Consider the following 23,799-nt stretch of genomic DNA (forward strand, 5'->3'; position numbering starts at 1 on the left):
GGCACCATTGTAATTTTAACGAAACCTATAGTTACACAAAGATACGTTACGACCTACACAAGATCAAATTTGACAAAAATTCACGCTTATTCCACCCAGCGCAGATGGGCCGCAGGGAGAGCCAAGAAAATACAGATACTTGCATACTAAAAAACTACTTTATTAATACACGATCAATTAGATAACTACAAAAAAAAAGAGATTGATTGCATGGCAATCAATCTCTTCGTCAAAGCTATACAGCAACTTGTTAAAACTTAGTCAAATGCTAGATATCGGTTACATCAGTTTCTTTGCCCACAGCGCAGCCGCTTCCACCAGCTTCTGGTGCGCATGGCGGAAGGCCTCTTCGCTCTTGCGATAGGGATCAGGGATCTCTTCCCCCTGGCCGCCCGCCAGCCAGCGGCCGAACAGCATCGTCTTGCCACTGACCTGCGGCGCCATCTGATTGATGGCGCGGCGGTGGCCATCGCTCATGACCAGAATCAGGTCTGCAGCCGTCAGCATCTCGACCGACACCTGGCGCGCTCGATGCTCATCTACCTCGAGCCCTGACTCGACGGCGAAGCGTGCTGCCGTGGGCTCGACCGGGTGATCGACCAGTGCGCCCACGCCCGCCGAGTGCACTGTCTTGCCAGGCAACGCCTGCTTCAGCAGTGACTCGCCGACCGGACTGCGACAGATATTGCCGGTACACACCACCAGAATATTGTTGAACACGCTGACTTCCTCTTCCTTGTGACGCTTGCACTCATGTTGATGGCCCGGCGCGCGGCAAGCTTGGCCCCGCACGGACGTCAGACGCCCATTGTCGCATGCTGGCAGCCTGTTCGGCAGGTTCACATTTGACCGCTTCGCGATCGAGCACTGATGACACCTGTGGCTTTTCAAGGGCCAGCAGCGTGCTCATATGGCAACACTGAGGTGACCCGACGCAATAGCCCCCTACCCCTTGAAGACCTCAGGCAATATCGCCAAGTCCTGATGTGTAGCCAATGAAGTGACTGGCTCAAGGGCCGATCTCGATCCCTCGCGATCCCCATTCAGTCACTTGCTGAACCAGCACCCACCAGGGAGGCAAGATGAGCAACAACACACTGACCGCGTCCAATCCGGCCAATGACAAGGTTCTCAAGGAATACGCCACGCTGAGCAAGGAAGAGGTTCAGCAGACACTGGAGCAGACGCGCAAGGCGTACTCGAGCTTCAGCCAGACCACCGTGCAGGATCGTGCGCAGCGCCTCACCGTTCTGGCGGACCTGATCGATGAGCATCAGAATGAAATCGCCACGCAGATCGCCCATGAGATGGGCAAGCCCTATGATCAGGGCATCAGCGAGACGCAGATTTCTTCAAGCATCGCGCGCTTCTATGCCGACAACCTGCCCGAGCTGATGGAAACCGAGCAGCGTGATGTCGACGGCGCCGTGCGTGCCAAGATCGTCAAGGACCCCATCGGCGCCGTCCTCGGCGTGATGCCGTGGAACTACCCGCTCTATCAGGTCATCCGTTTCGCGGCTCCGGCCCTGGCGGGCGGCAATGTCTGCCTGATGAAGCACGCCTCCAATGTCCCGGGCTGTGCCGATCTGATCACTCAGCTGTTCCACAAGGCCGACTTTGAAGAGGGTATCTTCACCTGGTTGCCGGTGGGCTCGGAGATGATCGAAGACATCATCAATGACCCTGTCGTGCAGGGCGTCACCCTGACCGGCAGTGAAGAGGCGGGTCGCAAGGTCGCCGAGCAGGCAGGCGCGGCGCTCAAGCCAAGCGTGCTGGAGCTGGGTGGTATCGATCCGCTAATCGTGCTGGATGACGCCGACATCGAGCGTGCGGTGGATCTCGCCATCGCCGGGCGTTTCGACAATACCGGCCAGAGCTGCGCCGCGTCCAAGCGCCTGATCGTCGACAAGTCCCTCGCCGAGGACTTCACCAAGCGCCTGATCGAGAAGGTCAAGGACATGCGCATGGACGACCCGATGAGCGAAGGGGTCGATATCGGCCCGATGTCTCGCAAGGACCTGCGCGATGACCTGCATGACCAGGTCCAGCGCGCCATCAAGGCAGGTGCCAAGCTTGAGTGCGGTGGTGAGATTCCGGATCGCGACGGTGCCTGGTATCCGCCGACGGTGCTGACCAATGTCACCCAGGGCAATCCGGCCTTCAATGAAGAACTGTTCGGTCCGGTCGCCTCCGTGGTGGTCGCCGACAACGAAGCGCATGCCATCGAGCTTGCCAACGACTGCCCCTATGGCCTGGGCAGCACCGTAGTGGCCAAGGACGACGAACGGGGTGAACGCGTCTCTCGTCAGCTGCAAGCTGGAATGAGCTTCGTCAACCGTCCGACCACGCCCTTCGCCAAGCTGCCCTTCGGTGGTGTCAAAGGCAGTGGCTATGGTCGTGAGCAGAGCGAGTATGGCTTCGGTGCCTTCATGAACATCCGCACCGTCTATGTCGCTGAACACTGAGTCGCTGAGCACTGAGTCGCTGAGCACAGACTTGTTGCACGTATAGGCGTAACGTGACGTCAGCGACCCTGAAGAGCTGAAGAGACTGCAGCGGATGATTCACTCCAGTCCCTTCGCTGCAACGAACAACGCCCCGCTTTTCAGCGGGGCGTTGTTCGTCAGAGATTCGCATGCTTGCCCTTGCGAGATCCCCCTCCCTCAACCAGCCGGCGCGCTGATCGCACTCATCACATCAGCGCGTCACGCAGCCCTGCAGGCATGCCTCGCCTTCCAACTGAACCGTGACGTGCGAGATGTCATGGCCGTCGCGCAGATAGGCCTGAACACGCTCCAGCACATCGCCGGGCACGCTGGTGGCGGCCACGACGACATGCAGACTGGCAATCGGCGACTGAGGCGTCAGCCCCCACAGATGCAGGTCATGTACGCTCTCCACACCCTCAAGCGCCAGGACACCCGCCTGGATATCGGCGTGATCGAGCTGCTCAGGCGTGCCTTCCAGCAAGGTGTGCGCCGACCGCTTCACCAATGACCAGGCACCGCGCAATATCAGCACCGCCGCGAGTACTGACAACAGCGGGTCCGCCTGATTCCAGCCGGTGGTCATGATGATCAGCGAGGCGACGATGGCCGCCACCGAGCCGAGCAGGTCCCCCATCACGTGCAATACCGCGCCGCGCAGATTGAGGTTGTCCTGATCGCCCTGATGCAGGATACGAAATGCCGCGATATTGACGACAAGTCCGAGCACGGCGATCGCCAGCATCGGCCCCGCGAGTACTTCGGAGGGCAGCCAGAGCCGCTTGATGGCGGCCACCACGATCGCCGCCCCGATCACCAGCAGGGTCAGGCCATTGACGAACGCTGCCAGCACCTGAAAGCGCGCATAGCCGAAGGTCAGTTTGCGGGTCGCCGCCCGATGCCCGAGGCGAAACGCGCCCCAGGCCAATGCCAGCGACACGGTATCACTGAGCATGTGCCCGGCATCCGCCAAGAGGGCCAGTGAGCCCGCGACCAGCCCGCCGACCACCTCCGCCAGCATGAAGCCGCCCGTCAGATACATGGCCAGCTTGACGCGTCGCTCGCTGTCGGCGGTCACCTCAGGCGCATGATCATGGTGGTGGCCGTGTGAATGATCATGTGAGTGGCCGTGTGAATGACCGTGTGAATGGCCATGCGAGTGCCCGCCTGAAGGGGCGGAGCCATGGGAATGATCGTGAGCGTGCTGCCCGGAAGGCTCATGCGAGGGTTCGCGAACCTCATCTTGCGGTGTCGATGCCATTCAACCTCCGGCCATCTAATGAAAAAAGAAACGTGTCTGCATGATGCGCAGCGTAACATCGAAAGTCGCGCGGCTTTCAAGACGCATTGGCGGATTTTCGCGTTCCGATAAAGGCCAGCAGCCACTGCGCCAGCTTGATAGGATAGTTATCACTTGCGAAGCAACGAATAAAGGATTCCCGCCCTCCCCATGAGCCTCTCCTCCGAGACGACCCCCTCCCGCTCGCCTTTCAAGGCCGATCTGCTGCTCCTGCTGGTCACCATCATCGCCGCCGCCGGCTGGATATTCTCCAAGGAGGCGATGGCTGGCATGCCCCCTCTGCTGTTCATCGGCAGTCGCTTCCTGCTTGCGGGGCTCATTCTGGCCATCTTCGATGCGCGCTCACTGGGCCAGCTGTCCACCGCGCGCAAGCTGCGCGCCAGCGGCGTCGGTGTCCTGTTCGGGGGCGCCATGGCCTGCTGGTCACTGGGGGTCGCACTGTCTGATCAGCTGGGCGTGATCGCCTTCATCAACAGCTTCGGCATCCTGATGGTGCCGGTACTCGCACGACTGCTGTTCAAGGACAGACCGCCGCTGAGCACCTGGATCGCACTACCCACCGCCCTGCTCGGCTTCGCCCTGCTCGGCATGGGCCAGCCCGGCGCGACCGATGGCTTCACCATCGAGCCCGCTCAATGGCTCATCTTCGGCGCCGCCTGCCTGTTCGCACTGGTGTTCAACTTCAATTCACGCCTGGTGCGCAATATCCCGGCCCTGCCGCTGACGGCCATCCAGCTGATGACCACCGGCGTCACCTGCCTGATACTCTCGGCGCTCAGCGAGAGCTGGCCCGCCGGCATCAGTCTCGACATCCTGAGCTGGTTCCTGGCCAGTACCCTGATCGCCAGCACCCTGCGCTTCTTCCTGCAGATCTACGCACAGGGCCTGACCACCCCCAGTCACGCCTCGGTCATCCTGATGCTGGAAGCGGTCTGGGCCGCCCTGATGTCGGCTGCCTGGTTCGGTGAGCGCATGACCCTGATCCAGATGACCGGCTGCGGCCTCATCTTCACCGCCCTGTTGATCAATCGCTGGCAATGGATCTCACGCCTGTGGCGTCAGCGGCGGGCTGCCTCGTGAGAAAAGCGTCCTGACTTGAGTGTCAGGCATGTCGCCACCATGTCTGACGCTTGAGCGTTCGACTTCCCGCCCCATTCTCTGCCACCGGAGCCACCATGATCCCCACACTACTCGGCGTACTGACGCTGCTGATGGCAGCCTTCACCCTGCTGCCACTGACGCGTATTCGCCATTGGTCGGTGCGCATCATGGACTTCCCCCGTCTGCAGCTGGCCGCCTTGTGGGCGATGCTGTTGATCGCCGACCTCGCGGTGTCCGAGCTCTCCTTCGGGCTCAGGGTGTCACTGGCCGTGATCGCCGTGGCCGGGCTTGTCTATCAGGCACACTGGATCGTGCCCTATACCCGCCTCTTTCCCTGCGAGTCCGCGCGCACCAGACAGCACGACCGGCAGCGCCAGATCCGTATCCTCAACGCCAACGTCCTGACCAGCAACCACGACAGTGACAAGTTGCTGGCCATCGTCGAACGCGAACAGCCCGACGTGCTGGTGACGCTGGAATCCGATGACTGGTGGCAGCAGCGGCTCGACGTGCTCGAGGCGGATAGCGAGCAATACGGCTATACCCACACCCTCAAATGCCCGCTGGACAACCTCTATGGCATGCATGTCTATTCACGCCTGCCACTGCATGACGCCAGCATCGACTACCTGGTCGAAGAGGATGTGCCGTCGATGCATGCGCAACTGGAGCTGGCCAGCGGTGACCGCGTGCGGGTGCACTTCCTGCACCCGGCGCCGCCCAGCCCGACCGAGAATGACGAGTCATCCGAGCGGGATGCCGAGCTGATCATCGTGGCGCGGAGCGTCGCCGACAGCCAGCAACCGGTGATCGTGACCGGCGACCTCAACGACGTGGCCTGGTCTCGCACCACGCGCCTGTTCCGCAAGCTGTCCGGCCTGCTGGACCCCCGCGTCGGCCGCGGCATGTTCAATACCTTTCACGCCAACATTCCCCTGCTGCGCTGGCCGCTGGATCACCTCTTCCATAGCGAGCATTTCAGTGTGGTGCGCGTGGCGCGCATGGAAGCCTTCGGCTCCGATCACTTCCCGCTGCTCACCGAACTGGCGCTGACGCCCGCCCAGGACACCGGCGAGACACTCGATGCCCCGGAGCCGGACGCCGACGACCAGGCCGAGGCCAGCGAGACCGCCAGTGACGAGAATGTCAGCCAGCAGGACGTGCCGAAACCGGGTCGCTGAGCGCGACACGACTGAGGTGGCGTTTGGCTGAATTCTCCAAAAGGTCCCAGACTGGCTGATGAGGGTTGAGCCATACGGGAGGCAGGCATGCGAGGACTCGACTGGCTGGGCACGCGGATGGCGCGTCATCTCACGGCGCCGGGCAAGCTGCCGGCGCATCGCGCCACCTCATCACCGGAAAAGCTGGCTGCCACCCTGCGGCGCGGCGATGTCCTGCTGGTCGAGGGCTCCTCGCGTATCAGCACCGCCATTCGCTACCTCACCCAGTCGACCTGGTCTCACGCCGCGCTCTGCGTGCGCACGCCGCTGGACAGCAGAGGGCGTCCGGTCAGGGGCGACTGCCTGCTGGAAGCGGACGTCACCGCTGGGGTGCGCCGCGTCCCCCTCAACCATTACTGGCATCAGCACACGCGTATCTGCCGCCCGGTCGGACTCACGGAGGAGGAGATCAGCGCGTTGATCGCCCATGCCGAGGCACGCCTGGGCCATCAATATGACCTGCGCAACATCGTCGATCTGGCTCGCTATCTGATTCGCACGCCACCGGTGCCAAGCCGCTATCGACGCCGCATGCTGGCACTGGGCAGCGGCGACCCGACCCGTGCGATCTGCTCATCGCTGATCGCCGAGGCCTTCCAGGCCGTGCGCTATCCCATCCTGCCAGACAGTGACGTCCTGCCCTCCAGCGACCCGGCATGCCTGCACTGCTATGAGGAGTTGCTGCATATCCGCCATCACAGCCTGTTTGCGCCCTGCGACTTCGATATCTCGCCCTACTTCGACATCATCAAGCCGACCCTGTGCGCCGGATTCGATCCCCATCGCCTGCAGTGGAGCGAACCGCCCGCCTGATCTGGTATGCTGCGCGCCATCCGCGGCCTTGCTGGCCAGCGCTTGTGCATCAGTTCTGCTGTGCCGACTGCGCCGCCTGCCGCCCTTTGACACTCTTCACGACCGGAACCACGCCCGTGACCAATAACGACATCATCCGTCGCCTGCGCTACGCGCTGAATCTCTCCGACACCGACATGATCAACACCTTCGCTGCCGCGGACCACGAGGTCTCACGCGCCCAGATCAGCGATTGGCTCAAGCGCGATGATGATGAAGCTCAGCAGCGCATCAAGGACATCGACCTGGCCAGGTTCCTCAATGGCCTGATCAACGTGCGTCGCGGCAAGCGCGAAGGCGCCCAGCCAGCGCCTGAAAAGCGTCTCGACAACAACGTGATTCTGCGCAAGCTCAAGATCGCCTTCGAGCTCAAGGATGACGACATGCTCGAGCTGCTGGCACTGGCCGGTTTCGAGCTGATCACCAAGTCCGAGCTGTCTGCCTTCTTCCGCAAGCCCGATCATCGCCACTACCGCGAGTGCAAGGACCAGATCCTGCGCAACCTGCTCAAGGGCATCGAACTGCGCCATCGTCGCCATGACCCCGAGACCGAGCAGCACGCCGTCGATCCGGTCTGATCAGCCCCTGATGTGCTCTCAACAACAACGCCGCCCCGGAATCCGGGGCGGCGTTGTTGCATGACGGCAATGGCGGTACCAACAGCGGCTCAGCATTCGCGGTTGGGGCGCCCTTCCATGGTGGCCAGGCGCGCCAGCAACGGTGCCATGCGGTGCTGACTCCCTTCCGCAGCCGCGACCAGCGCCGGCAATACCCAGGACGGCAGGTCAGGCATCAGGCGGTAGTAGACCCATTGCCCCTGGCGGCGGTCCAGCAGCAGACCGCAATTGCGCAACTGGGCCAGATGGCGCGATACCTTGGGCTGCGACTCCTGCAACACGTAGGTCATCTCGCATACGCAAAGCTCGCCTTCTGCATGGACAAGCAACATCAGCACAAGGCGTGTATCGTCGCTGAGGCATTTGAAAAGACGTGTCGGGGTCAGAAGAGACAATGCAGAATTCCACCTGATTCAATGATGTGAGCGTGCCGCCAACCACAGCTGCAAGCGCGTGCGAATTTCGTTCAAGGCGCGCCCATAGGACACCGCAGTATCCTCATTGCGCGGATCTTCGATATCCCAGAACAACAGCTCATCGGTCTGGCCATCCCACTGGCGACACTGCTGCTGCGCCTTCTGACACAGCACGATGACGGCATCGAAGGACTGAGAGCGGTAGCGATCGATCGACTCGCTCGCCAGACCTGAATTATCCACCCCGGCGCGCGCCAGAGCGTCCAACGCATGCTGTTGCGGGGCATCAGGCGCGACACCGGCACTGAAGGCGTCAAACTCGTCCCCCGCCATGTTGCGCAGCAATGCCTCCCCCATCAGGGAGCGGGCAGAATTGGCATTGCACAGAAAAAGCACTCGCTGTTTGGACATGACTCATCTCCAGAGCTGCAATTTTACCTTACCATAGGGTCGCATATCAGAAGTACCGCGCTTGTATAACAAACTGATGTCAGTAGCCTTTCAGGCCTCGGCGCCCCAGCTTCAGATCACTTTCTGCAACAAACCCTGTAACAACACCTGCAACAGAGCCTGCAACAGACGCGAACGGGCCGGCGCAGTTACCGGCAACTGCCAGGCACACCACGCCAGCCCGCGAAGATTGCCACTCGCTGCGTTCACGATGCGCTCGACCGCCGCACCGCGTGGCTCACGTCATCAGCCCTGCAGGTCCGAAAGCGTCAGGGTCTTCCTGTCGGCGACGGCTTGACGCGCCGCCTTGCGCGCTTCTTCGTGCGCCGGAATCAGGCCGATGCCTTTCAGGTAGCCCAGGTTGCCGACCATCTTCTCGCTCATGAACAGGTCCGCGTAGTCATACATGACCGGCGCTTCTTCCGCGTGCTGATTCTTGATGTAGAAGAACATGGTACGTGCGACCGGGTAGGTCTCTTCCGAGATGGCCTCGGGAGACGGGGCGATGCCGTCGATGGACGCGCCGCTCAGCGAGTCTTCGTTCTCCTCGAGGAAGGAATAACCGAAGACGCCGAAGGCCTCGGTGTCTTCCGACAGCTTCTGCACGATCAGGTTGTCGTTCTCACCGGCCGGCACGAAGACGCCATCGTTGCGCACCTTGGAGTAGCCTTCGCCACCATAGCCGTCCATCTCTTCGGTAGCCGCTTCCAGCACCAGCTCTTCAAAGGAATCGCGTGTCCCGGAAGTGCTGGGCGGCCCATAGATGGTGATCTTGCGGTCCGGCAGGCTGGAATCGATCTGGTTCCAGTGGGTATAGGGGTTGGCCACCAGCTTGCCATCGACCGGCACCTGGGCTACAACCGCCAGCGCGATCTGCTCCAGCGTGAAGGCGGCAGGATCGTTGGTGTTGGACTGCGCGAAGGCGATGCCGTCATAACCGATGAAGGCTTCGGTGATGTCGGTCACGCCATTTTCCTGACAGCGCTCGAATTCGGAGGCCTTCATGCGGCGCGAGGCGTTGGTGATATCCGGGGTGTTGCTGCCGGCACCTTCACAGAAGAGCTTCATGCCGCCACCGGAACCCGTGGCCTCGATGACCGGAGTGGGATGATCCGTGGTGACACCGAACTCTTCCGCCACATAGCTCGAGAAGGGATAGACGGTGCTGGAACCGACGATGCGAACCTGGTCACGTGCTTGTGCACTGGACACGATAGCCGCAGAGGCGATCACGAAAGCGAGCTGCTTGAGAGGGCGATTCATTGCGGTGCTCCGATGCATTGATTTATATGAATAAGCATATATTTGGTGGCGGAATCCCTCACGACTCCGCTAACCCGATTGGCGCGACACCTCGCCAATCGCCACATGCCAGTGATGAAAATCACCCTCGGCATGCTGAACACGTATCTCGATGACAGGCATGTCGATAAATACGCATAGGCATATATGAGCATCATTTTATTGCAGTCGCGTGACATCTCCGCTGAGGATCCTGCCGCGGGCTGCCGTGCCTCTCTATCCCTTCCTATATCCCTTCCTATATCCCTTCCTATATCCCTTCCCCTTCCCCTTTCGCCTCTCTGCTTTACCTTCGCCCGAGACAAGGCCCCAACAGAAATGGCCTGACCTCCCCAGTCACTCGTGGGAAGATCAGGCCATCGACACGGCAGCGTGCGTGACAGGGCATCACTCGCTTGCCACTGGCGAGCCCCTCCTCAACGCTCCTGGCGGGAGCCCGAGTCCTGGCAAGCGGCTAGCGGCCAGCAGTTAGCAGCTAAAGGTTCCTGCTAGTCATCATCGCCCTCTTCGGCACTCTTCTGGCGCGCCTTGCGCTCCTGCTCTTCTTCCATGGCCGCCATGATGTTCTCGAGCAGCGCATCCACATCCGGCGCTTCGGCGTCGTCCTCATAAAGGCCTGTCAGCTCGACATCCGGGTCCATAACACCGGCCTCGAACAATGCCCAGATCTCGTCGGCGTAGCGTGTCTGTGCCAATTCAGGCGCGAACATCGCGTAGTAGGCGGTGATATTGGCGACATCACGCGCCAACATGCTCTTGGCATTGTTGTTGGCCGCGGCATCGACCGCCTGCGGCAGATCAATGATCACCGGGCCATAGTCATCGACCAGCACGTTGAACTCGGACAGGTCACCATGCACCAGGCCGGCATGCAGCATGCGCACGATGTACTGCATCATCAGCGCATGGTCTTCCCGCGCCTGCTCGGCGGACATCGAGACATCATTCAGGCGCGGCGCCACATTGCCGTCGTCATCGGTGACCAGCTCCATCAGCAGCACGCCATCGAAGCAGCCGAACGGCTGCGGCACGCGTACACCGGCATCGGCCAGACGATACAGCGCATCGACCTCGGCATTCTGCCAGGCGGCTTCCTGCTGGTTGCGTCCGAAGCCGGAGCCCTTCTCCATCGCCCGTTGACGGCGACTGTTACGCACCTTGCGGCCTTCCTGATACAGCACAGCCTGCTTGAAGCTGCGCTGGGCAGCATCCTTGTAGACCTTGGCACAGCGAATCTCTTCTCCGCAGCGCACGACATAAACCGAGGCTTCCTTGCCACTCATCAAGGGGCGGAGCACTTCATCGACCAGACCGTCATCTATGAGCGGCTGGATTCTCTTTGGCGTTTTCATCGCGTTCTTATACGCGTTTTGCGATACATCGGGAATCACCCTGTAGCAATTTTGTGACATACCTTACGACAAAACCCCCGCCAATGCGTCATTGGCGGGGGTTTCAGCATTCACTGACAGACTGCCTGATCGGCAGCAGCGCCAGCGCTTATTGGGCGTTCTTGAGGCTCTGCATGTCAATCACGAAACGATACTTGACCTTGCCTTCCTGCATGCGCTTCCAGGCATCATTGATAGTGTCGATGTCGATCATCTCGATATCGCAGCCAATGTCGTGCTCGGCGCAGTAGTCGAGCACTTCCTGGGTCTCCGGCATGCCACCGATCAACGAGCCCGCCAGTACACGGCGCTTCATGACCAGGTTGCCGCCCTGCAGCGCGGGGTCCACTTCCTGCACCAGGCCGACGAGGATATGCGTGCCATCGTACTTCAGGGTATTGAGGTAGGGGTTGAGATCATGCGGCACCGGCACCGTGTCGAGCAGGAAGTCGAAGGTTTCGGTGGCGGCTGTCATCTGCTCGTCATCCGTCGAGACGATCACATGATCGACGCCATTCTCGCGCGCTTCCTCGACCTTGCTCTCGCTGCGGGTGAAGAGCGTCACTTCACAGCCCATCGCCTTGGCGAACTTGATGCCCATGTGGCCCAGGCCGCCCATGCCGATCACCCCGACCTTGTCACCGGACTTCACGCCATAGTGACGCAGCGGCGAATAGGTCGTGACACCCGCGCACAGCAGCGGCGCGGCCACTGCCGGGTCGAGCTTGTCCGGGATGGAGACCACGAAGCGTTCGCTGACGACGATCTTGTCGGAATAGCCGCCCTGGGTGAGGCTGCCGTCGTGACGGTCCGGGCTGCCGTAGGTCATGGTCATGCCGTCGAGGCAGTATTGCTCGAGTCCCTTCTGACAGGCGCTGCATTCACGGCAGGAATCCACCATGCAGCCAACGCCGACCATGTCGCCCACCTTGTACTGACTGACGTCATTGCCCACCTGGGTCACCCGACCCACGATCTCGTGCCCCGGCACCAGCGGATACTGGGAAAAGCCCCAGTCATTGCGCCCGACGTGCAGATCCGAGTGGCAGACACCGCAGTAGAGAATCTCGATGGCCACGTCATCCGGGCGCGGCTGGCGACGCTCGAAGTTCCAGGGCGCCAGGTCTGCCGTTTCGGACGCCACGGCATAAGCGCGTGTCTGGCCGTCAAAATCACCGTTGGAAGGGCTTGTCATGGAGTCTCTCCTTGCTTGGCTGAGCGTCGGACAGCCTGGTCATCAAAGATGATTCAGCGCCCGTAAAAGGATTCGCATGCCATGCGGCAGTCGCGATCATGCCCACTGACATCTTGCCGACAGCCCGACTTTTCAATGGCTTGGCTGCCCTGCATCACTGTGTTGGTCATATCGCAACAGCGACCCACCAAGCTGCGCGAGGCTTGCAGACACCAGGAAAAGCGACGCAAAACATCAGGCTTCTGATTCCAAATTGACGCCATCAAGCAGCAAAGTTGCCACTGTGTTATCATGCACCTTCACCCCTCACGTCTTGGAACGGAGTCCCGCATGGCGAATACTCGTACTGCTGCAAAGAAAAAAGCACCGGCTGCTGTCGAAACCTCAGCCTCGCTTGAAGCTCAGATGCAGGCCTTCCTGGACCGTGGTGGCAAGGTGGATGTGATTGAATCCGGTGTCAGCGGCCAGGTCATTGGCGTCAAGCCGACCAAGCCGTCAAACCCTGCTGCCAAGAGCTGAGGCTTGCCCATCAAGCCTTGGTGCCCGAACGCGCTGCTCGCCTCGCTCAACTGGCGTCTGCCATCGAGTCACTGACCGGTGAGAGCGCTGTTCATCGCTAGACCTCCAGCCGCTGCCCTGCATCATCAGGTAGCGGCCGGCTTCTTTCTGGGGAGAGGAAAATCACCTCTTGCCTGCCCTTGCTCCTCCCGCCACGGCGACGCCCATGCCAGCATCCTCTTCGCGCGACAGCTCCCTCGACTCCCGCCAGCACAGCGTGCATGGCACTCGCGACGCGGATGGGGCACGCACACGCCTGGCCGTCTTCATTGATGTGCAGAACATCTACTACACCACCCGCGATACCTTCGGCCGGCAGTTCGATTATCGTCGCCTGTGGGCAGAGCTCGAGCGCCTCGGCTCGATCCAGCATGCCTACGCCTACGCGATCGACCGTGGCGACCCCAAGCAGCAGCAATTCCAGCAGCGCCTGCGCGAGATAGGCTTTGAGGTCAAACTCAAGCCCTTCATCCAGCGCGGCGACGGCTCGGCCAAGGGCGACTGGGATGTCGGCATCACCATCGACGTGATGGAAGCCGCCCCCGAGGTCGATGAAATCATCCTCGCCTCCGGCGATGGCGACTTCGCCCTGCTGCTGGATCATGTCGCGGCGCGCCACGATGTGACGACACACGTCTACGGCGTCGAAGCCCTCACCGCCCTCGCCCTGATGAAAAGCGCCCATCACTTCCGCGAAGTCGATGAAAGCCTGCTGATGCGCTGATACCGATCGATCGGGTCTCAACCGCGCCCGAATCCTGCCCGTCGCACAAGAAACACCCGCACGGCCTCTACTGACAGAGAGGTGTGCGGGTGTTTTCGTCTGGGCTACCAGCGGCCTGCCAGACATTCAGGCTTTACCGCGAACTTGCCGACTAGCTCTGTGGTGCGGCACTCAACGTCAATTCGATGGCGTCGTGGCGCCAGTGTTCATCATCGCAGTCCACCGCGCGGCCATTCTGATCGAAGTTGATGCGAGTGATGCGCTGCGCGGGGCTGCCCTGTGCGGCGTTCAGCGCGGCGGCGGCCTCAGCGTCGAACACCGTGGAAGCCAGCTCGAAGCTGACGCGACTGACACGAATGGCGTATTCGTGCCGGTAGAGGTCGGTCAGGGAGTGGGCAGCGAGGTCGAAATCGAGGATGCCCGGGAAGCAGTCACGTCGCAGGTGATGGCAGACATGCAGCACGCGCCGCCCGTCGATACGCCGCACGCGAGTGATGCGATAGACCACTGAGCCCTCCGCAATCCCCAGTCGCCGCGCGATCACCGCATTGGCAGCGACTTCTCCTGCCGCCAGTACCTCGGTGCTGGCCACCCGCTGCTGTGACTCGACCATGTCGCGAAATGGCAGGCACGCCAGCAAGTCATAGCGCAGTCGTGGCGGCGAGACGAACCAGCCCCGCCGATTCTCGCGATAGATACGCCCCTCCGCCTCCAGCTGCAGCAGGGTGTCGCGCAGGGTGACCCGCGTCGTGGCAAAGCGTTCGATCATCTCGCGCTCGGAGGGCAGGCGCTGTGAAGCGCGTAGCGGCGCTGCCTCAAGATGGTTCAGCAGCTTGCCCTTGAGCCCTGCCACGGGGACATCCGCGTCAGGAGTTGCCGATGAAGCGGCGTCACTCTGGGGCTCAAGCGAAGATGAAGGCATGCGAAGTTCCTGAAAGATAACGAAAGACAGCAATTTCTGGCGAGTCACTTGCATGACATCCAGGGCGTCCAGGATGGAAAGGGTCAGAGCGAAGCGATTTCTGTGGTCTAGTTCAGAGGACCCGCAAAGCTCAGAGCGACTTTTCAAGACACGCTTGCCGAGACACGCATGAGGAGAATAGTGGCATTGGCGTGACAACTCGGTGACAGCGCAGCTCTGGCTGCCACGCCAGCTCAGCCATCACGTGCTGGCTCATGCCTTGCACGCCTATGGCTGTGGAAGATAGCGAGGACTGAAGCCCGCGGCAAGGCACGAAGAAGGCGCGGAGAAGGTATGAAGGAGGCAGAGGCAGAGCCGCCACCCCATGCCATGACAACGACATGTTGACGACACGCAACTGTCACAGGCGAGCGCTAGAGTCGATCGTGCCTTTCGAACTGAACTAGACCACACATCTCGGCTGTCTCGACACTTGCCTGAGCACTTGGCAGAGCACTGGTCTGGTCAATGATCCGAGAACTGGCCTGAGCAATGACCTGAGCACCCGGACGTGCTCTCAGCGTGTCGACAGGGTGCCTGATGCCCGTCACGCCTTACCTTCAGCGCAGCGATTGTTCATCACCTACTGGGGAAATCTCCTTGAAGTCGATTGCCACTACCTCATCCCGCTCCACCGGCCTGCTAGTTTCCACCTGCATGGCCGCCCTGTTGGGCAGTGCCTCCGTCAGTGCCGCCGACATGCCGGCTGACCTTCTCGAGGCCGCTCAGTCCGAAGGCCGTGTCGATAGCGTCGGCATGCCGGACAGCTGGGCCAACTGGAAGGACACCTGGGCTGACCTCGAGTCGAAGTATTCCATCGCGCATAGCGATACCGACATGAGCTCCGCCGAGGAAGTCGCCAAGTTCAAGGCCGAGGGTGAGAACGCCACCGCCGATATCGGTGACGTGGGCTTCGCCTTCGGTCCGATCGCGGTGCAGCAAGGCGTGACCCAGGCCTACAAGACCACGACCTGGGAGCAGATCCCGGAGTGGGCCAAAGACAAGGATGGCCACTGGGTACTGGGCTACACCGGCACCATTTCCTTCATGATCAACAAGACACTGGTCAGCGAAGATGAGCGCCCGACCTCCTTCGCCGATCTCGCCGAGGGTGACTACAAGGTGTCCGTCGGCGCCGTGGGCAAGGCCTCCCAGGCCAACAACGCCATTCTGGCCGCCGCCTTCGCCAATGGCGGCAAGGAATCCGACCTGACACCGGGCCTGGAAGTCTTCGCGGAACTGGCGCGCCAGGGCCGTCTGTCACTGGCAGAGCCGAGCATCGCCAACCTGGAGAAAGGCGAAGTCGAAGTCGCCCTGCTGTGGGACTTCAATGCCCTGAACTATCGCGATCAGATCAACCGCGACACCTTCGAGGTCGTCATTCCGTCTGATGCCTCCGTCACCTCCGGCTACGCCACCATCATCAACAAGCATGCCGCGCACCCGAATGCCGCCAAGCTGGCCCGTGAGTACATCCTCTCCGATGCCGGTCAGCTGAATCTGGCCAAGGGCTATGCCCGTCCCATCCGCGCCGAGCACCTCACCCTGCCCGAGGATATCGCCGCCAAGCTGCTGCCCAACGAGCAGTACGCCAATGCACGTCCGGTCCAGGACTTCGCGGGTTGGGAAGCCAGTGCCAAGCAGCTGCCGCGTCAGTGGCAGTCCCAGGTACTGATCCACCAGCAGTGATCCCCGGCCTCTGCTTCACGCGAGCAGAGCGCGCACCATCCTGACAGACGGCATCGCCTTTGCGGTGCCGTCTTGAGCTTCACGGAGTCACCATGTCTCAGCGTGTCATTCTTGTCGTGCTCGACGGCCTCAACCATGCCGTGGGTCATCATGCCATGGGCTATCTGAGTGCCCTGGTCGAGGCCGGCCGTGGCCAGTATCAATCACTGGACTGCGAACTGCCGGCCATGTCGCGCCCGCTCTATGAATGCCTGCTGACCGGCGACCTGCCTGTCGACTCAGGTATCGTCAACAACGGTATCGTGCGCCGTTCACGCGGCATCAGCCTGTTCGACCTTGCCAGCCAGCAGGGCAAGCGCACGGCTGCCGCCGCCTATCACTGGGTCAGCGAACTCTATGTCGCGGCCCCCTTCGTGCCGGCCCGCCATCGCTGGCTCGACAACCCGGAATCCGCCATCCAGGCGGGCATCTTCTACTGGCAGGATCATTATCCGGATGACCATCTGTTCAGTGACGCCGAAATGCTGCGCCTGCGTCACGACCCGGATTTCCTGCTGGTGCATAGCATGAACATCGACGATGCCGGCCATCGTCATGGCGGCGACACGCCGCAGTATCGCAACGCCGCGCGGCGTGCCGACGTCGCCCTGGCCGACTATCTGCCGGCATGGCTGGAAGCCGGCTATCAGGTGATGGTCACCGCCGATCACGGCATGAATGCCGACCGCTCACACTCCGGCCTGCTGGAAGAGGAGCGTCGCGTGCCGCTGTGGACCTTCGGCACCGCCTTCGCCAATGGCGCCGCGACGGATCTCAAGCAACGCGAGCTCTGCGGCACCCTGGCCACACTGCTGGGGCTTGAGCACAGCAAGGCGAGCAATCCGTCGCTGCTGGCGAGCCATGCTGTCACGCGAGGCCTCGAGTGATGCCTGCCGCCTTCAAGCGCCGCCTGACCAGCCCCGTCATGTGGCTGCTGCCGTTTGCGCTGATCTTCGGCGCCTTCCAGATCGCGCCGCTGGTGTGGGTGATGATCAGCGCCTTCAAGACCCCCACGGGCTGGGGGCTGGCCAACTTTCACGAGATCGCCTCGTCGGCCTTCTTCCGCCAGGCCATCTGGCGCAGCCTCGAGATCTCCTTCATGTCCAGCGTGCTGGGGCTGGCGATCGCCGCCGTGACCTGTCACAGCATGCACCGCTGCGGCCCGCGCCTGACGCGCATGATGATCGCCTTCACCAACATGACCAGCAACTTCGCCGGTGTCCCGCTGGCCTTCGCCTTCATCATCCTGATGGGCGCCAACGGCATGCTGACCTTGATGCTGGAGCGCTTTGGTCTGCTCGAGGACTTCAACCTCTACTCGCGCACCGGCCTGATCGTCATCTACACCTGGTTCCAGATTCCGCTGGGCATCCTGTTGCTGTATCCCGCCTTCAGCACCCTGAAGACGGAGTGGCGTGAAGCCGCCAGCCTGCTGGGCGCCAATCGCCTCGCCTACTGGCAGCACATCGGCCTGCCGGTGCTGTGGCCGTCACTGGCGGGCACGCTCACCGTGCTGTTCGCCAATGCCATGGGCGCCTACGCCACCGTCTATGCGCTGGTGAACACCAGCTACAACCTGATGACCATCCGCATCGCCAATCTGGTCTCCGGCGACCTGTTCCTGCAGCCGGAACTGGCCAGCGCACTGGCCCTGGTGCTGGTCGTCATTCTCGTCATCGTCACGCTGATTCAGCAATGGCTCATGCGCAGGAGCTACCATGTCACTTCCCGCTGAACTGCCCTATCGCCACGGCAAGCCCTTGCTGCCCAGCCTGATGGCGCGCCTGCGCCGCGTGAACATCTACACCTTCATCGTCACCAGTGTCTTCGCGCTGCTGGCACTGCCGCTGATCGCGACGCTGTTCTACGCCCTGGCGACACGCTGGGGCGCCAGCCTGACTCCCGACGCCCTGACCGTGAAATGGTTTCTGGAGCTCTGGACCACACCGCGTTTTCTGGCGGCGTTCGGGCGCTCGCTGCTGGTCGCCGTCGGCGCGCTGGCACTGTCGTTGCTGCTGATCGTGCCGGTGGTATTTCTCGCCCACACACGCTATCCGCGCCTCGACAGCGTGATGAATGGGCTGATCCTGCTGCCCTTCGCCGTGCCGCCCATCGTGTCATCGGTCGGCCTGCTGCAGCTCTACGCAGGCGGCCCGCTGGCCATCGTCGGCACGCCGTGGATCCTGATCCCCACCTACTTCACCATCGTGCTGCCCTTCATGTACCGCGCCCTGGCCAACAGCCTGCGCGCGCTGGACGTGGCGTCCCTGATGGAGGCCGCTCAACTGCTGGGGGCGAGTCCGCTCAAGGCGTTCTTCCTGGTCGTACTGCCCAATATTCGCGTCGGCATCCAGATTGCCGTCTTCCTGGCCTTCTCGTTCCTGGCCGGCGAATTCGTGTTCGCCAACATGCTGGTCGGCACACGCTTCGAGACCCTGCAGGTCTATCTGAACAATATCCGCGGCGCCAGCGGCCACTTCACCAGCGCCCTGGTCATCACCCTGTTCGTGTTCACCCTGATCCTGACCTGGCTCGGCAATCGTCAGCCCGCCGAGCAGGAGATGCCCGCGGATGACCCCGACGAGGCGCTGGCCACCGCCATAACCGACGGCTTGCCCGGCCCGGTGCCGAGCGCCGACCCCGAGCCGCGCCACACCACTCACCAGTCGTCAGACTCCGCACCCCGAGGGGACCGCTGATGCTTGCCATCGACACCGCCACCACTTTCGATAGCCAGAGCGCCGGCGGCCTTCTGACCAGTGCCCTGCGCGAACGCGCCGCCGACCAGCACTACCTCAAGCTCAATGGCCTGGCCAAGAGCTTCGGCAAGACCCAGGTATTCGCCGAGATAGAGGCCGAGATCGCGCGGGGTGAATTCATCACCCTGCTCGGGCCCTCCGGCTGCGGCAAGTCGACCCTGCTGCGCGCCATCGCCGGCCTCAATGATGTCGATGCAGGCCAGATCATCGTCGATGGTCACGACATCACGTCGCTGCCGCCGCAGCGTCGCGGCATCGGCATGGTCTTCCAGCACTATGCGCTGTTCCCCAACATGCGGGTGGCGGACAACGTGGCCTTCGGGCTGCGCATGAAGAAGGTGCGCCCGGAAGAGCGCGAGCGGCGTGTCAGCGAGGTGCTCAGACTGGTGGAGCTGACCGATCAGGCGCAGCGTTTCCCGCACCAGTTGTCCGGCGGTCAGCGTCAGCGTGTGGCACTGGCACGCGCGCTGGTGGTCGAGCCGCAGATCCTGTTGCTGGATGAGCCGCTGTCGGCACTCGATGCACGTATCCGCCGCCATCTGCGTGATCAGATCCGCGATATCCAGAAGAGCCTCGGCCTGACCACCCTGTTCGTGACCCACGATCAGGAGGAGGCGCTGCTGCTGTCGGACCGCATCTTCCTGATGCATCAGGGGCGCATCCTGCAACAGGGCAATGCCGAGTCGCTGTATACCCGGCCGGTGGATGCCACGGCGGCGGGCTTCATGGGGCATTACAACCTGATCGGTCGCGAGCTGGCGCGCCCGCTGCTCGGCTACGAGAGTGACAGCCCGCGCGTGGCACTGCGTCCGGAAGCGCTGTATCTGCAACCGGACACCAGCCCCCAGGGACAACAGGATGAACATGCCAACTTCCCGACCCAGCCCTTGCCGGACAATGCCGGCCCCGGCTGCCCGGGCGTGATTCGCCGCCACCAGCTGCTCGGCAATATCGTGCGCTACGAGGTGGACTGTCAGGGACTGCGCCTGAATGTCGATGTCCTCAATCGCAGCGCTCGGCAGTTATTGCCGCGCCATCTGCGCGTGATGCTGCACGCCGATCTGGATGAGGTTCAGGCGCTGGGCGGGCACGAGACCACCGCCACGTCGCAGGTGTCCCATGGATGACATCACAGGGCTTGCCATCTTCGATCTCGACGACACCTTGCTCGAGGGCGATGCCACGGGGCTTTGGACCGACTGGTTGATCGCAAGGGGCTGGATCGCCGATGGAGAGGAATATCGCGCGATCTGGGCACAACAGATGCTGGACTACGCGGCCGGCAAGCTCGACATGGAGACCCACCTGACCCACCTGCTGGCCCCGCTGGCAGGGCGCGCCGTCAGTGAGGTCGATGCCGAGGTGGCACGCTTTCTCGATGCCGAGTTGATGCCGCGCCTGTATCGTGAGGGGCTGGAGCGAATCCACTGGCACCGCGCGCAGAATCATCAGGTCGTGATCATTTCGGCCTCGACGGCGCATCTGGTCGCCCCTCTCGCCGAGCGCCTGGCGTTGGACGCGGCCCTGGCCACGGCCCTTGAGACCGAGCAAGGCTGCTACAACGGGCGCGCCTGTGGCATTCGCACCTTCCGCGAGGGCAAGCTCGCGGCTCTCAAGGCATGGCAGCAGCAACACGCCAGCCACAGTACCGGAGTGCCCAGCTGGGGCTATTCCGATTCACGCAATGATCTGGCCTTGCTGGAATTCGTCGATCACCCCTTCGCCGTCCACCCGGACCCGACCCTCGCCAGCCTGGCGCAACAGCGCGCCTGGCAGACACTACGCTGGCAATGAAGGAAACCGGGTTGGCAATGAGGGAAGCCAGGCTGGCAACAAGAGACGCTGGGCTAGGGTCGAGAGACTGGGATCGAGAGTCCCTGCGCTGGAATTGAGAGAAAGTGCATAATAGGCGACGCTGGGCGTAAAAAAAGGCACTCTATGCCAAAAATGCAAGCATAAAGGAAGCCATGCAATGGCCAAGGTCAGGGTCAGTCGGACCGCACGTGTACCCGATCCCATGCGCGTCAGGCGCTATCTGAAAGCCCCCGAAGTCGGCCCGCGCGTGCTGTTCTTCAGTGGCGGCACCGCACTGACCGGGGTCTCGCGCACCCTGACCCGCTATACCCACCACAGCATCCATCTGGTGACGCCGTTTGATTCCGGTGGCAGCTCGGCCAAACTGCGCGACGCCTTCTCGATGCCCGCCATCGGCGATCTGCGATCACGCCTGATGGCGCTGGCCGATGACAGCGTCCTGGGCCATCCCGAGATCTATCGCCTGTTTACCCACCGCCTGCCGCGTGAAGCGCGCCCGGAGATGCTGCACGCCACGCTGCGCGAGCTGGCAGCCGGGCGTCATCCGTTGACCATGGCGGTCGCGGAACCGATGCGCACCCTGATCTGCCATCAGCTGGGCTTTCTCATCGACGCCATGCCGGAAGGCTTCGATCTGCGCGGCGCCAGCATCGGCAATCTGATCATTGCCGGCGGCTATCTGAACCATCACCAGCAGCTGGATCAGATCATCTTCCTGTTCTCCAAGCTGGTACATGTACGCGGCACGGTACGCGCCGTGGTCAATGCCGATTGTCATCTGGCGGTGACGCTGGAAGATGGTCGCGAGATCATCGGTCAGCATCGCATCACCGGCAAGGAAGTCGCCCCCCTCGATTCGCCCATCGCGCGCATGCGTCTGGCCGCGACAGAGGGCGACCACCATGTGCCCGTGGTGCCGGAGCTGCACGCCAACAATCGACAGTTGATCGAGTCGGCCGAACTGATCTGCTTCCCTCCCGGCAGCTTCTACTCCAGCGTGCTCGCCAATCTGCTGCCCAAGGGCGTCGGGCGCGCGGTGCTGGCAAACCCCTGCCCCAAGGTCTATATCCCCAACTGCTGCCCGGACCCGGAGCAGACCGGCAAGCGCATGGATGAGCTGGTCAGCGTGTTGCTCGACACCCTGTGTGCCGACCTGACCGGCCGCATGGAAGACTGCCCCACCGAGAACCTGCTCAACATCGTGCTCCTCGACAGCCAGCGCGGTGACTATCCCGGCGGCCCCTGCATCGAGGCGCTCGAGCGCATGGGCATCACCGTGATCGACACCCGCCTGATCAGCGAGCAGAGCGCACCCTACTATGACAACGAGCTGCTGGTCACCGCGCTGCTGTCGCTGGTGTGACACCGACCGCGAGCTGCTCTGCCTGAAGTTGCTCGGCATGAGTTGCTCTGCATGAACTGCTCTACAGAACAAGAACGCCCCCGCCTGCCAACAGCAGACGGGGGCGTTCTTTTGTCAGATACGACGTCGAGACTTAGATCACGCCACGCACCGCGCCGAGGATCACCATCCCCAGCACCAGCTTCCAGGGTGCCAGCGAGAAACGCGTCAGAGCGATGAAGGCGGCCAGCGCGATCACCAGGTCCGTGCGGCTCAGCACGCTGGTGGTCCACAGCGGGTCATAGAGCGCCATGCCCAGCACGCCCACCACGGTCGCATTGGCGCCGGCGAGCGCAGCGCGCGCCCCGGCGCGGGCGCGCAGACGCCCCCACAAAGGCGCCACGCCGATCAGCAGCAGAATCCCCGGCAGGAAGATGCTCGACAGCGCAATGACGGCACCGAGCAATGCCGAACCGCCGCCCACCTGCGCCATGCCGGCCCCCAGCCAGGCGGCAAAGGTGAACAGCGGCCCCGGCACTGCCTGGGCGGCGCCATAGCCGGTGAGGAAGGTATCGGCCGCGATCTGGCCCGTCTCGACGGTGGAGGCCTCCAGCAGCGGTAGCACCACGTGCCCGCCCCCGAATACCAGCGCCCCGGCACGGTAGAAGATATCGACCAGACTGCCCGATGCCACCAGCGGCAGACCGATCAACAACACGAAGAACGCGACCAGGCAGTAGCGCGCCAGGCGCGGCGAGACCGGCAGTGACAGCCCCGCGGCCTGGGCTTGCTGGCGCACGGATTCCGCCTTGTCATCACGACACAGCAGGCTGCCGAGCACTGCGCCCATCGCGATCACCCCGACCTGCGCCCAGGCGACCTGCGTCCAGGCGCTCTGTGCCAGCGCCAGGCCCAGCATGGCCAACAGCGCCAGACAGGTACGCCGCAAGTCCGGGCACAGCTTGCGCGCCATGCCCCAGATCGCCTGGGCGACGACGGCCACCGCCACCAGCTTCAAGCCGTGGATCACCCCCGAGGCCAGCGGCCCTTCGAGACTGCCCGCCACCAGCGCCAATACCAGCAACGCCAACGCAGACGGCAAGGTGAAGCCGATCCACGCCAATATCCCGCCCTTCACGCCACCGCCACGCACCATGCCCAGCGCGAAACCGACCTGGCTGCTGGCCGGCCCCGGCAGAAACTGACAGAGCGCGACCAGCTCGGCGTAGGCCTTGTCACTCAACCAGCCTCGCCTGCGTACCAGCTCATCGTGGAAGTATCCGAGGTGAGCTATCGGGCCGCCAAAGCTGGTCAGCCCCAAGGTGAAGAAGGTGCGCAGCACTTCACTGCGCCGCGCCTTGTCGCTCGCAAGCGGGGCATCAGGCGCGTGGTCGCGCTCACGCTGGGTAGTTTCATCCGGATGTGACATGACGTTTCTCTTGGAGCGGAAAGGAAAGGATAACGACCAGAAATCCAGCGAGGGGCTTAGCAAGAGCTATACGAAAGAATTTTCACTTGCTGACGCTACGGTGACATCAGGTGAATGCGCAATGAGCTGATCCTCTCGCCCCTTGCATCACCC

Annotated in this window: 23 protein-coding genes; 14 read left to right on the forward strand and 9 right to left on the reverse strand. The window is 62.4% G+C overall.

Annotated features, from left to right (window positions below; translation table 11 throughout):
- Positions 1–279 precede the first annotated feature (279 nt).
- Positions 280–720, reverse strand: coding sequence for a low molecular weight phosphotyrosine protein phosphatase (locus tag H2O77_RS10180; protein WP_215822928.1), 441 nt, complete (start codon positions 718–720; stop codon positions 280–282).
- A 362-nt stretch (positions 721–1,082) separates the two neighbouring features.
- On the opposite strand from H2O77_RS10180, the gene H2O77_RS10185 reads away from it, so the two are divergent.
- Positions 1,083–2,465 (forward strand): NAD-dependent succinate-semialdehyde dehydrogenase, encoded by a 1,383-nt coding sequence (locus H2O77_RS10185; RefSeq protein WP_215822929.1) that lies wholly within the window; start codon positions 1,083–1,085, stop codon positions 2,463–2,465.
- A 232-nt stretch (positions 2,466–2,697) separates the two neighbouring features.
- Here the strand turns inward: H2O77_RS10185 and H2O77_RS10190 are convergent, their stop codons facing one another.
- Entirely contained in the window at positions 2,698–3,564 is an 867-nt protein-coding gene (locus tag H2O77_RS10190; RefSeq protein WP_225346721.1) for a cation diffusion facilitator family transporter, read from the reverse strand.
- Positions 3,565–3,936: 372 nt separating this feature from the next.
- Between H2O77_RS10190 and H2O77_RS10195 the strand changes: the two genes are divergently transcribed.
- The 4 genes from H2O77_RS10195 (at position 3,937) to H2O77_RS10210 (ending at position 7,537) form a co-directional block, all read left to right on the forward strand.
- Positions 3,937–4,866, forward strand: coding sequence for a DMT family transporter (locus H2O77_RS10195; RefSeq protein ID WP_215822931.1), 930 nt, complete (start codon positions 3,937–3,939; stop codon positions 4,864–4,866).
- A gap of 95 nt (positions 4,867–4,961) precedes the next feature.
- Entirely contained in the window at positions 4,962–6,068 is a 1,107-nt protein-coding gene (locus tag H2O77_RS10200; RefSeq protein WP_215822932.1) for an endonuclease/exonuclease/phosphatase family protein, read from the forward strand.
- An 87-nt stretch (positions 6,069–6,155) separates the two neighbouring features.
- Positions 6,156–6,920, forward strand: a complete 765-nt coding sequence (locus H2O77_RS10205; protein ID WP_215822933.1) for a YiiX/YebB-like N1pC/P60 family cysteine hydrolase — start codon at positions 6,156–6,158, stop codon at positions 6,918–6,920.
- 116 nt (positions 6,921–7,036) lie between these two features.
- Positions 7,037–7,537, forward strand: a complete 501-nt coding sequence (locus H2O77_RS10210) for a DUF1456 family protein (protein ID WP_054557257.1) — start codon at positions 7,037–7,039, stop codon at positions 7,535–7,537.
- Positions 7,538–7,626: 89 nt separating this feature from the next.
- Here the strand turns inward: H2O77_RS10210 and H2O77_RS10215 are convergent, their stop codons facing one another.
- From H2O77_RS10215 to H2O77_RS10235, 5 genes are all read right to left on the reverse strand, one after another.
- Positions 7,627–7,962, reverse strand: a complete 336-nt coding sequence (locus H2O77_RS10215; RefSeq protein WP_276315240.1) for a metalloregulator ArsR/SmtB family transcription factor — start codon at positions 7,960–7,962, stop codon at positions 7,627–7,629.
- Positions 7,963–7,989: 27 nt separating this feature from the next.
- Entirely contained in the window at positions 7,990–8,403 is a 414-nt protein-coding gene (locus H2O77_RS10220) for an arsenate reductase ArsC (RefSeq protein ID WP_131432205.1), read from the reverse strand.
- 285 nt (positions 8,404–8,688) lie between these two features.
- Entirely contained in the window at positions 8,689–9,705 is a 1,017-nt protein-coding gene (locus H2O77_RS10225; protein WP_215822935.1) for a substrate-binding domain-containing protein, read from the reverse strand.
- Between the two features lie 527 nt (positions 9,706–10,232).
- A complete protein-coding gene (locus H2O77_RS10230) occupies positions 10,233–11,096 on the reverse strand; it encodes a PA4780 family RIO1-like protein kinase (protein WP_215822936.1) in 864 nt (287 codons plus the stop codon).
- A 148-nt stretch (positions 11,097–11,244) separates the two neighbouring features.
- The gene (locus H2O77_RS10235) at positions 11,245–12,330 is read right to left on the reverse strand and encodes an NAD(P)-dependent alcohol dehydrogenase (RefSeq protein WP_215822937.1); all 1,086 of its coding nucleotides are present in this window, start codon (positions 12,328–12,330) and stop codon (positions 11,245–11,247) included.
- Positions 12,331–12,660: 330 nt separating this feature from the next.
- Here H2O77_RS10235 and H2O77_RS10240 point away from each other — a divergent pair, with 330 nt between their 5' ends.
- Both H2O77_RS10240 and H2O77_RS10245 read left to right on the forward strand, forming a co-directional pair.
- Positions 12,661–12,849 carry a hypothetical protein gene (locus H2O77_RS10240; RefSeq protein WP_084589604.1) on the forward strand — a complete coding sequence of 63 codons (189 nt, stop codon included), beginning with the start codon at positions 12,661–12,663 and terminating at the stop codon, positions 12,847–12,849.
- A gap of 205 nt (positions 12,850–13,054) precedes the next feature.
- Positions 13,055–13,612 (forward strand): NYN domain-containing protein, encoded by a 558-nt coding sequence (locus H2O77_RS10245; RefSeq protein ID WP_215822938.1) that lies wholly within the window; start codon positions 13,055–13,057, stop codon positions 13,610–13,612.
- 151 nt (positions 13,613–13,763) lie between these two features.
- On the opposite strand, the gene H2O77_RS10250 is transcribed toward H2O77_RS10245, so the two are convergent.
- Entirely contained in the window at positions 13,764–14,534 is a 771-nt protein-coding gene (locus H2O77_RS10250) for a UTRA domain-containing protein (protein WP_215822939.1), read from the reverse strand.
- A gap of 639 nt (positions 14,535–15,173) precedes the next feature.
- On the opposite strand from H2O77_RS10250, the gene H2O77_RS10255 reads away from it, so the two are divergent.
- The 7 genes from H2O77_RS10255 to H2O77_RS10285 all read left to right on the forward strand — a co-directional run bounded on the left by H2O77_RS10255 (position 15,174) and on the right by H2O77_RS10285 (position 22,238).
- Positions 15,174–16,262, forward strand: coding sequence for an extracellular solute-binding protein (locus tag H2O77_RS10255; protein WP_225996643.1), 1,089 nt, complete (start codon positions 15,174–15,176; stop codon positions 16,260–16,262).
- Positions 16,263–16,354: 92 nt separating this feature from the next.
- The gene (locus H2O77_RS10260) at positions 16,355–17,188 is read left to right on the forward strand and encodes an alkaline phosphatase family protein (protein WP_215822940.1); all 834 of its coding nucleotides are present in this window, start codon (positions 16,355–16,357) and stop codon (positions 17,186–17,188) included.
- Positions 17,188–18,036 carry an ABC transporter permease subunit gene (locus H2O77_RS10265; RefSeq protein ID WP_215822941.1) on the forward strand — a complete coding sequence of 283 codons (849 nt, stop codon included), beginning with the start codon at positions 17,188–17,190 and terminating at the stop codon, positions 18,034–18,036. Before H2O77_RS10260 ends, H2O77_RS10265 begins: the two co-directional genes overlap by 1 nt.
- Positions 18,020–19,000 (forward strand): ABC transporter permease, encoded by a 981-nt coding sequence (locus H2O77_RS10270; RefSeq protein WP_215822942.1) that lies wholly within the window; start codon positions 18,020–18,022, stop codon positions 18,998–19,000. Before H2O77_RS10265 ends, H2O77_RS10270 begins: the two co-directional genes overlap by 17 nt.
- Positions 19,000–20,187: an ABC transporter ATP-binding protein gene (locus tag H2O77_RS10275; RefSeq protein WP_215822943.1), complete on the forward strand. Its 1,188-nt coding sequence runs from the start codon at positions 19,000–19,002 to the stop codon at positions 20,185–20,187. Before H2O77_RS10270 ends, H2O77_RS10275 begins: the two co-directional genes overlap by 1 nt.
- Positions 20,180–20,854, forward strand: a complete 675-nt coding sequence (locus H2O77_RS10280; protein WP_215822944.1) for an HAD-IB family hydrolase — start codon at positions 20,180–20,182, stop codon at positions 20,852–20,854. The genes H2O77_RS10275 and H2O77_RS10280 overlap by 8 nt, the downstream gene beginning before the upstream one ends.
- Positions 20,855–21,032: 178 nt before the next feature.
- Entirely contained in the window at positions 21,033–22,238 is a 1,206-nt protein-coding gene (locus H2O77_RS10285; protein WP_215822945.1) for a GAK system CofD-like protein, read from the forward strand.
- Positions 22,239–22,371: 133 nt separating this feature from the next.
- Here H2O77_RS10285 and chrA read toward each other — a convergent pair whose 3' ends face one another.
- Positions 22,372–23,646 carry a chromate efflux transporter gene (gene chrA / locus H2O77_RS10290; protein WP_215822946.1) on the reverse strand — a complete coding sequence of 425 codons (1,275 nt, stop codon included), beginning with the start codon at positions 23,644–23,646 and terminating at the stop codon, positions 22,372–22,374.
- Between the last annotated feature and the right edge of the window lie 153 nt (positions 23,647–23,799).

Origin of the sequence: Cobetia sp. 4B, from assembly GCF_018831605.1 — a bacterium.
GTDB classification, from domain to species: domain Bacteria; phylum Pseudomonadota; class Gammaproteobacteria; order Pseudomonadales; family Halomonadaceae; genus Cobetia; species Cobetia amphilecti.

Excerpts from the sequence above, each read along its gene's own strand:
- H2O77_RS10185 (WP_215822929.1), top strand. The coding sequence starts at position 1,083 with ATGAGCAACAACACACTGACCGCGTCCAATCCGGCCAATGACAAGGTT.
- H2O77_RS10195 (WP_215822931.1), top strand. The coding sequence starts at position 3,937 with ATGAGCCTCTCCTCCGAGACGACCCCCTCCCGCTCGCCTTTCAAGGCC.
- H2O77_RS10200 (WP_215822932.1), top strand. The coding sequence starts at position 4,962 with ATGATCCCCACACTACTCGGCGTACTGACGCTGCTGATGGCAGCCTTC.
- H2O77_RS10205 (WP_215822933.1), top strand. The coding sequence starts at position 6,156 with ATGCGAGGACTCGACTGGCTGGGCACGCGGATGGCGCGTCATCTCACG.
- H2O77_RS10220 (WP_131432205.1), bottom strand. The coding sequence starts at position 8,403 with ATGTCCAAACAGCGAGTGCTTTTTCTGTGCAATGCCAATTCTGCCCGC.
- H2O77_RS10225 (WP_215822935.1), bottom strand. The coding sequence starts at position 9,705 with ATGAATCGCCCTCTCAAGCAGCTCGCTTTCGTGATCGCCTCTGCGGCT.
- H2O77_RS10230 (WP_215822936.1), bottom strand. The coding sequence starts at position 11,096 with ATGAAAACGCCAAAGAGAATCCAGCCGCTCATAGATGACGGTCTGGTC.
- H2O77_RS10235 (WP_215822937.1), bottom strand. The coding sequence starts at position 12,330 with ATGACAAGCCCTTCCAACGGTGATTTTGACGGCCAGACACGCGCTTAT.
- H2O77_RS10240 (WP_084589604.1), top strand. The coding sequence starts at position 12,661 with ATGGCGAATACTCGTACTGCTGCAAAGAAAAAAGCACCGGCTGCTGTC.
- H2O77_RS10245 (WP_215822938.1), top strand. The coding sequence starts at position 13,055 with ATGCCAGCATCCTCTTCGCGCGACAGCTCCCTCGACTCCCGCCAGCAC.
- H2O77_RS10250 (WP_215822939.1), bottom strand. The coding sequence starts at position 14,534 with ATGCCTTCATCTTCGCTTGAGCCCCAGAGTGACGCCGCTTCATCGGCA.
- H2O77_RS10260 (WP_215822940.1), top strand. The coding sequence starts at position 16,355 with ATGTCTCAGCGTGTCATTCTTGTCGTGCTCGACGGCCTCAACCATGCC.
- H2O77_RS10265 (WP_215822941.1), top strand. The coding sequence starts at position 17,188 with ATGCCTGCCGCCTTCAAGCGCCGCCTGACCAGCCCCGTCATGTGGCTG.
- H2O77_RS10270 (WP_215822942.1), top strand. The coding sequence starts at position 18,020 with ATGTCACTTCCCGCTGAACTGCCCTATCGCCACGGCAAGCCCTTGCTG.
- H2O77_RS10275 (WP_215822943.1), top strand. The coding sequence starts at position 19,000 with ATGCTTGCCATCGACACCGCCACCACTTTCGATAGCCAGAGCGCCGGC.
- H2O77_RS10280 (WP_215822944.1), top strand. The coding sequence starts at position 20,180 with ATGGATGACATCACAGGGCTTGCCATCTTCGATCTCGACGACACCTTG.
- H2O77_RS10285 (WP_215822945.1), top strand. The coding sequence starts at position 21,033 with ATGGCCAAGGTCAGGGTCAGTCGGACCGCACGTGTACCCGATCCCATG.
- chrA (WP_215822946.1), bottom strand. The coding sequence starts at position 23,646 with ATGTCACATCCGGATGAAACTACCCAGCGTGAGCGCGACCACGCGCCT.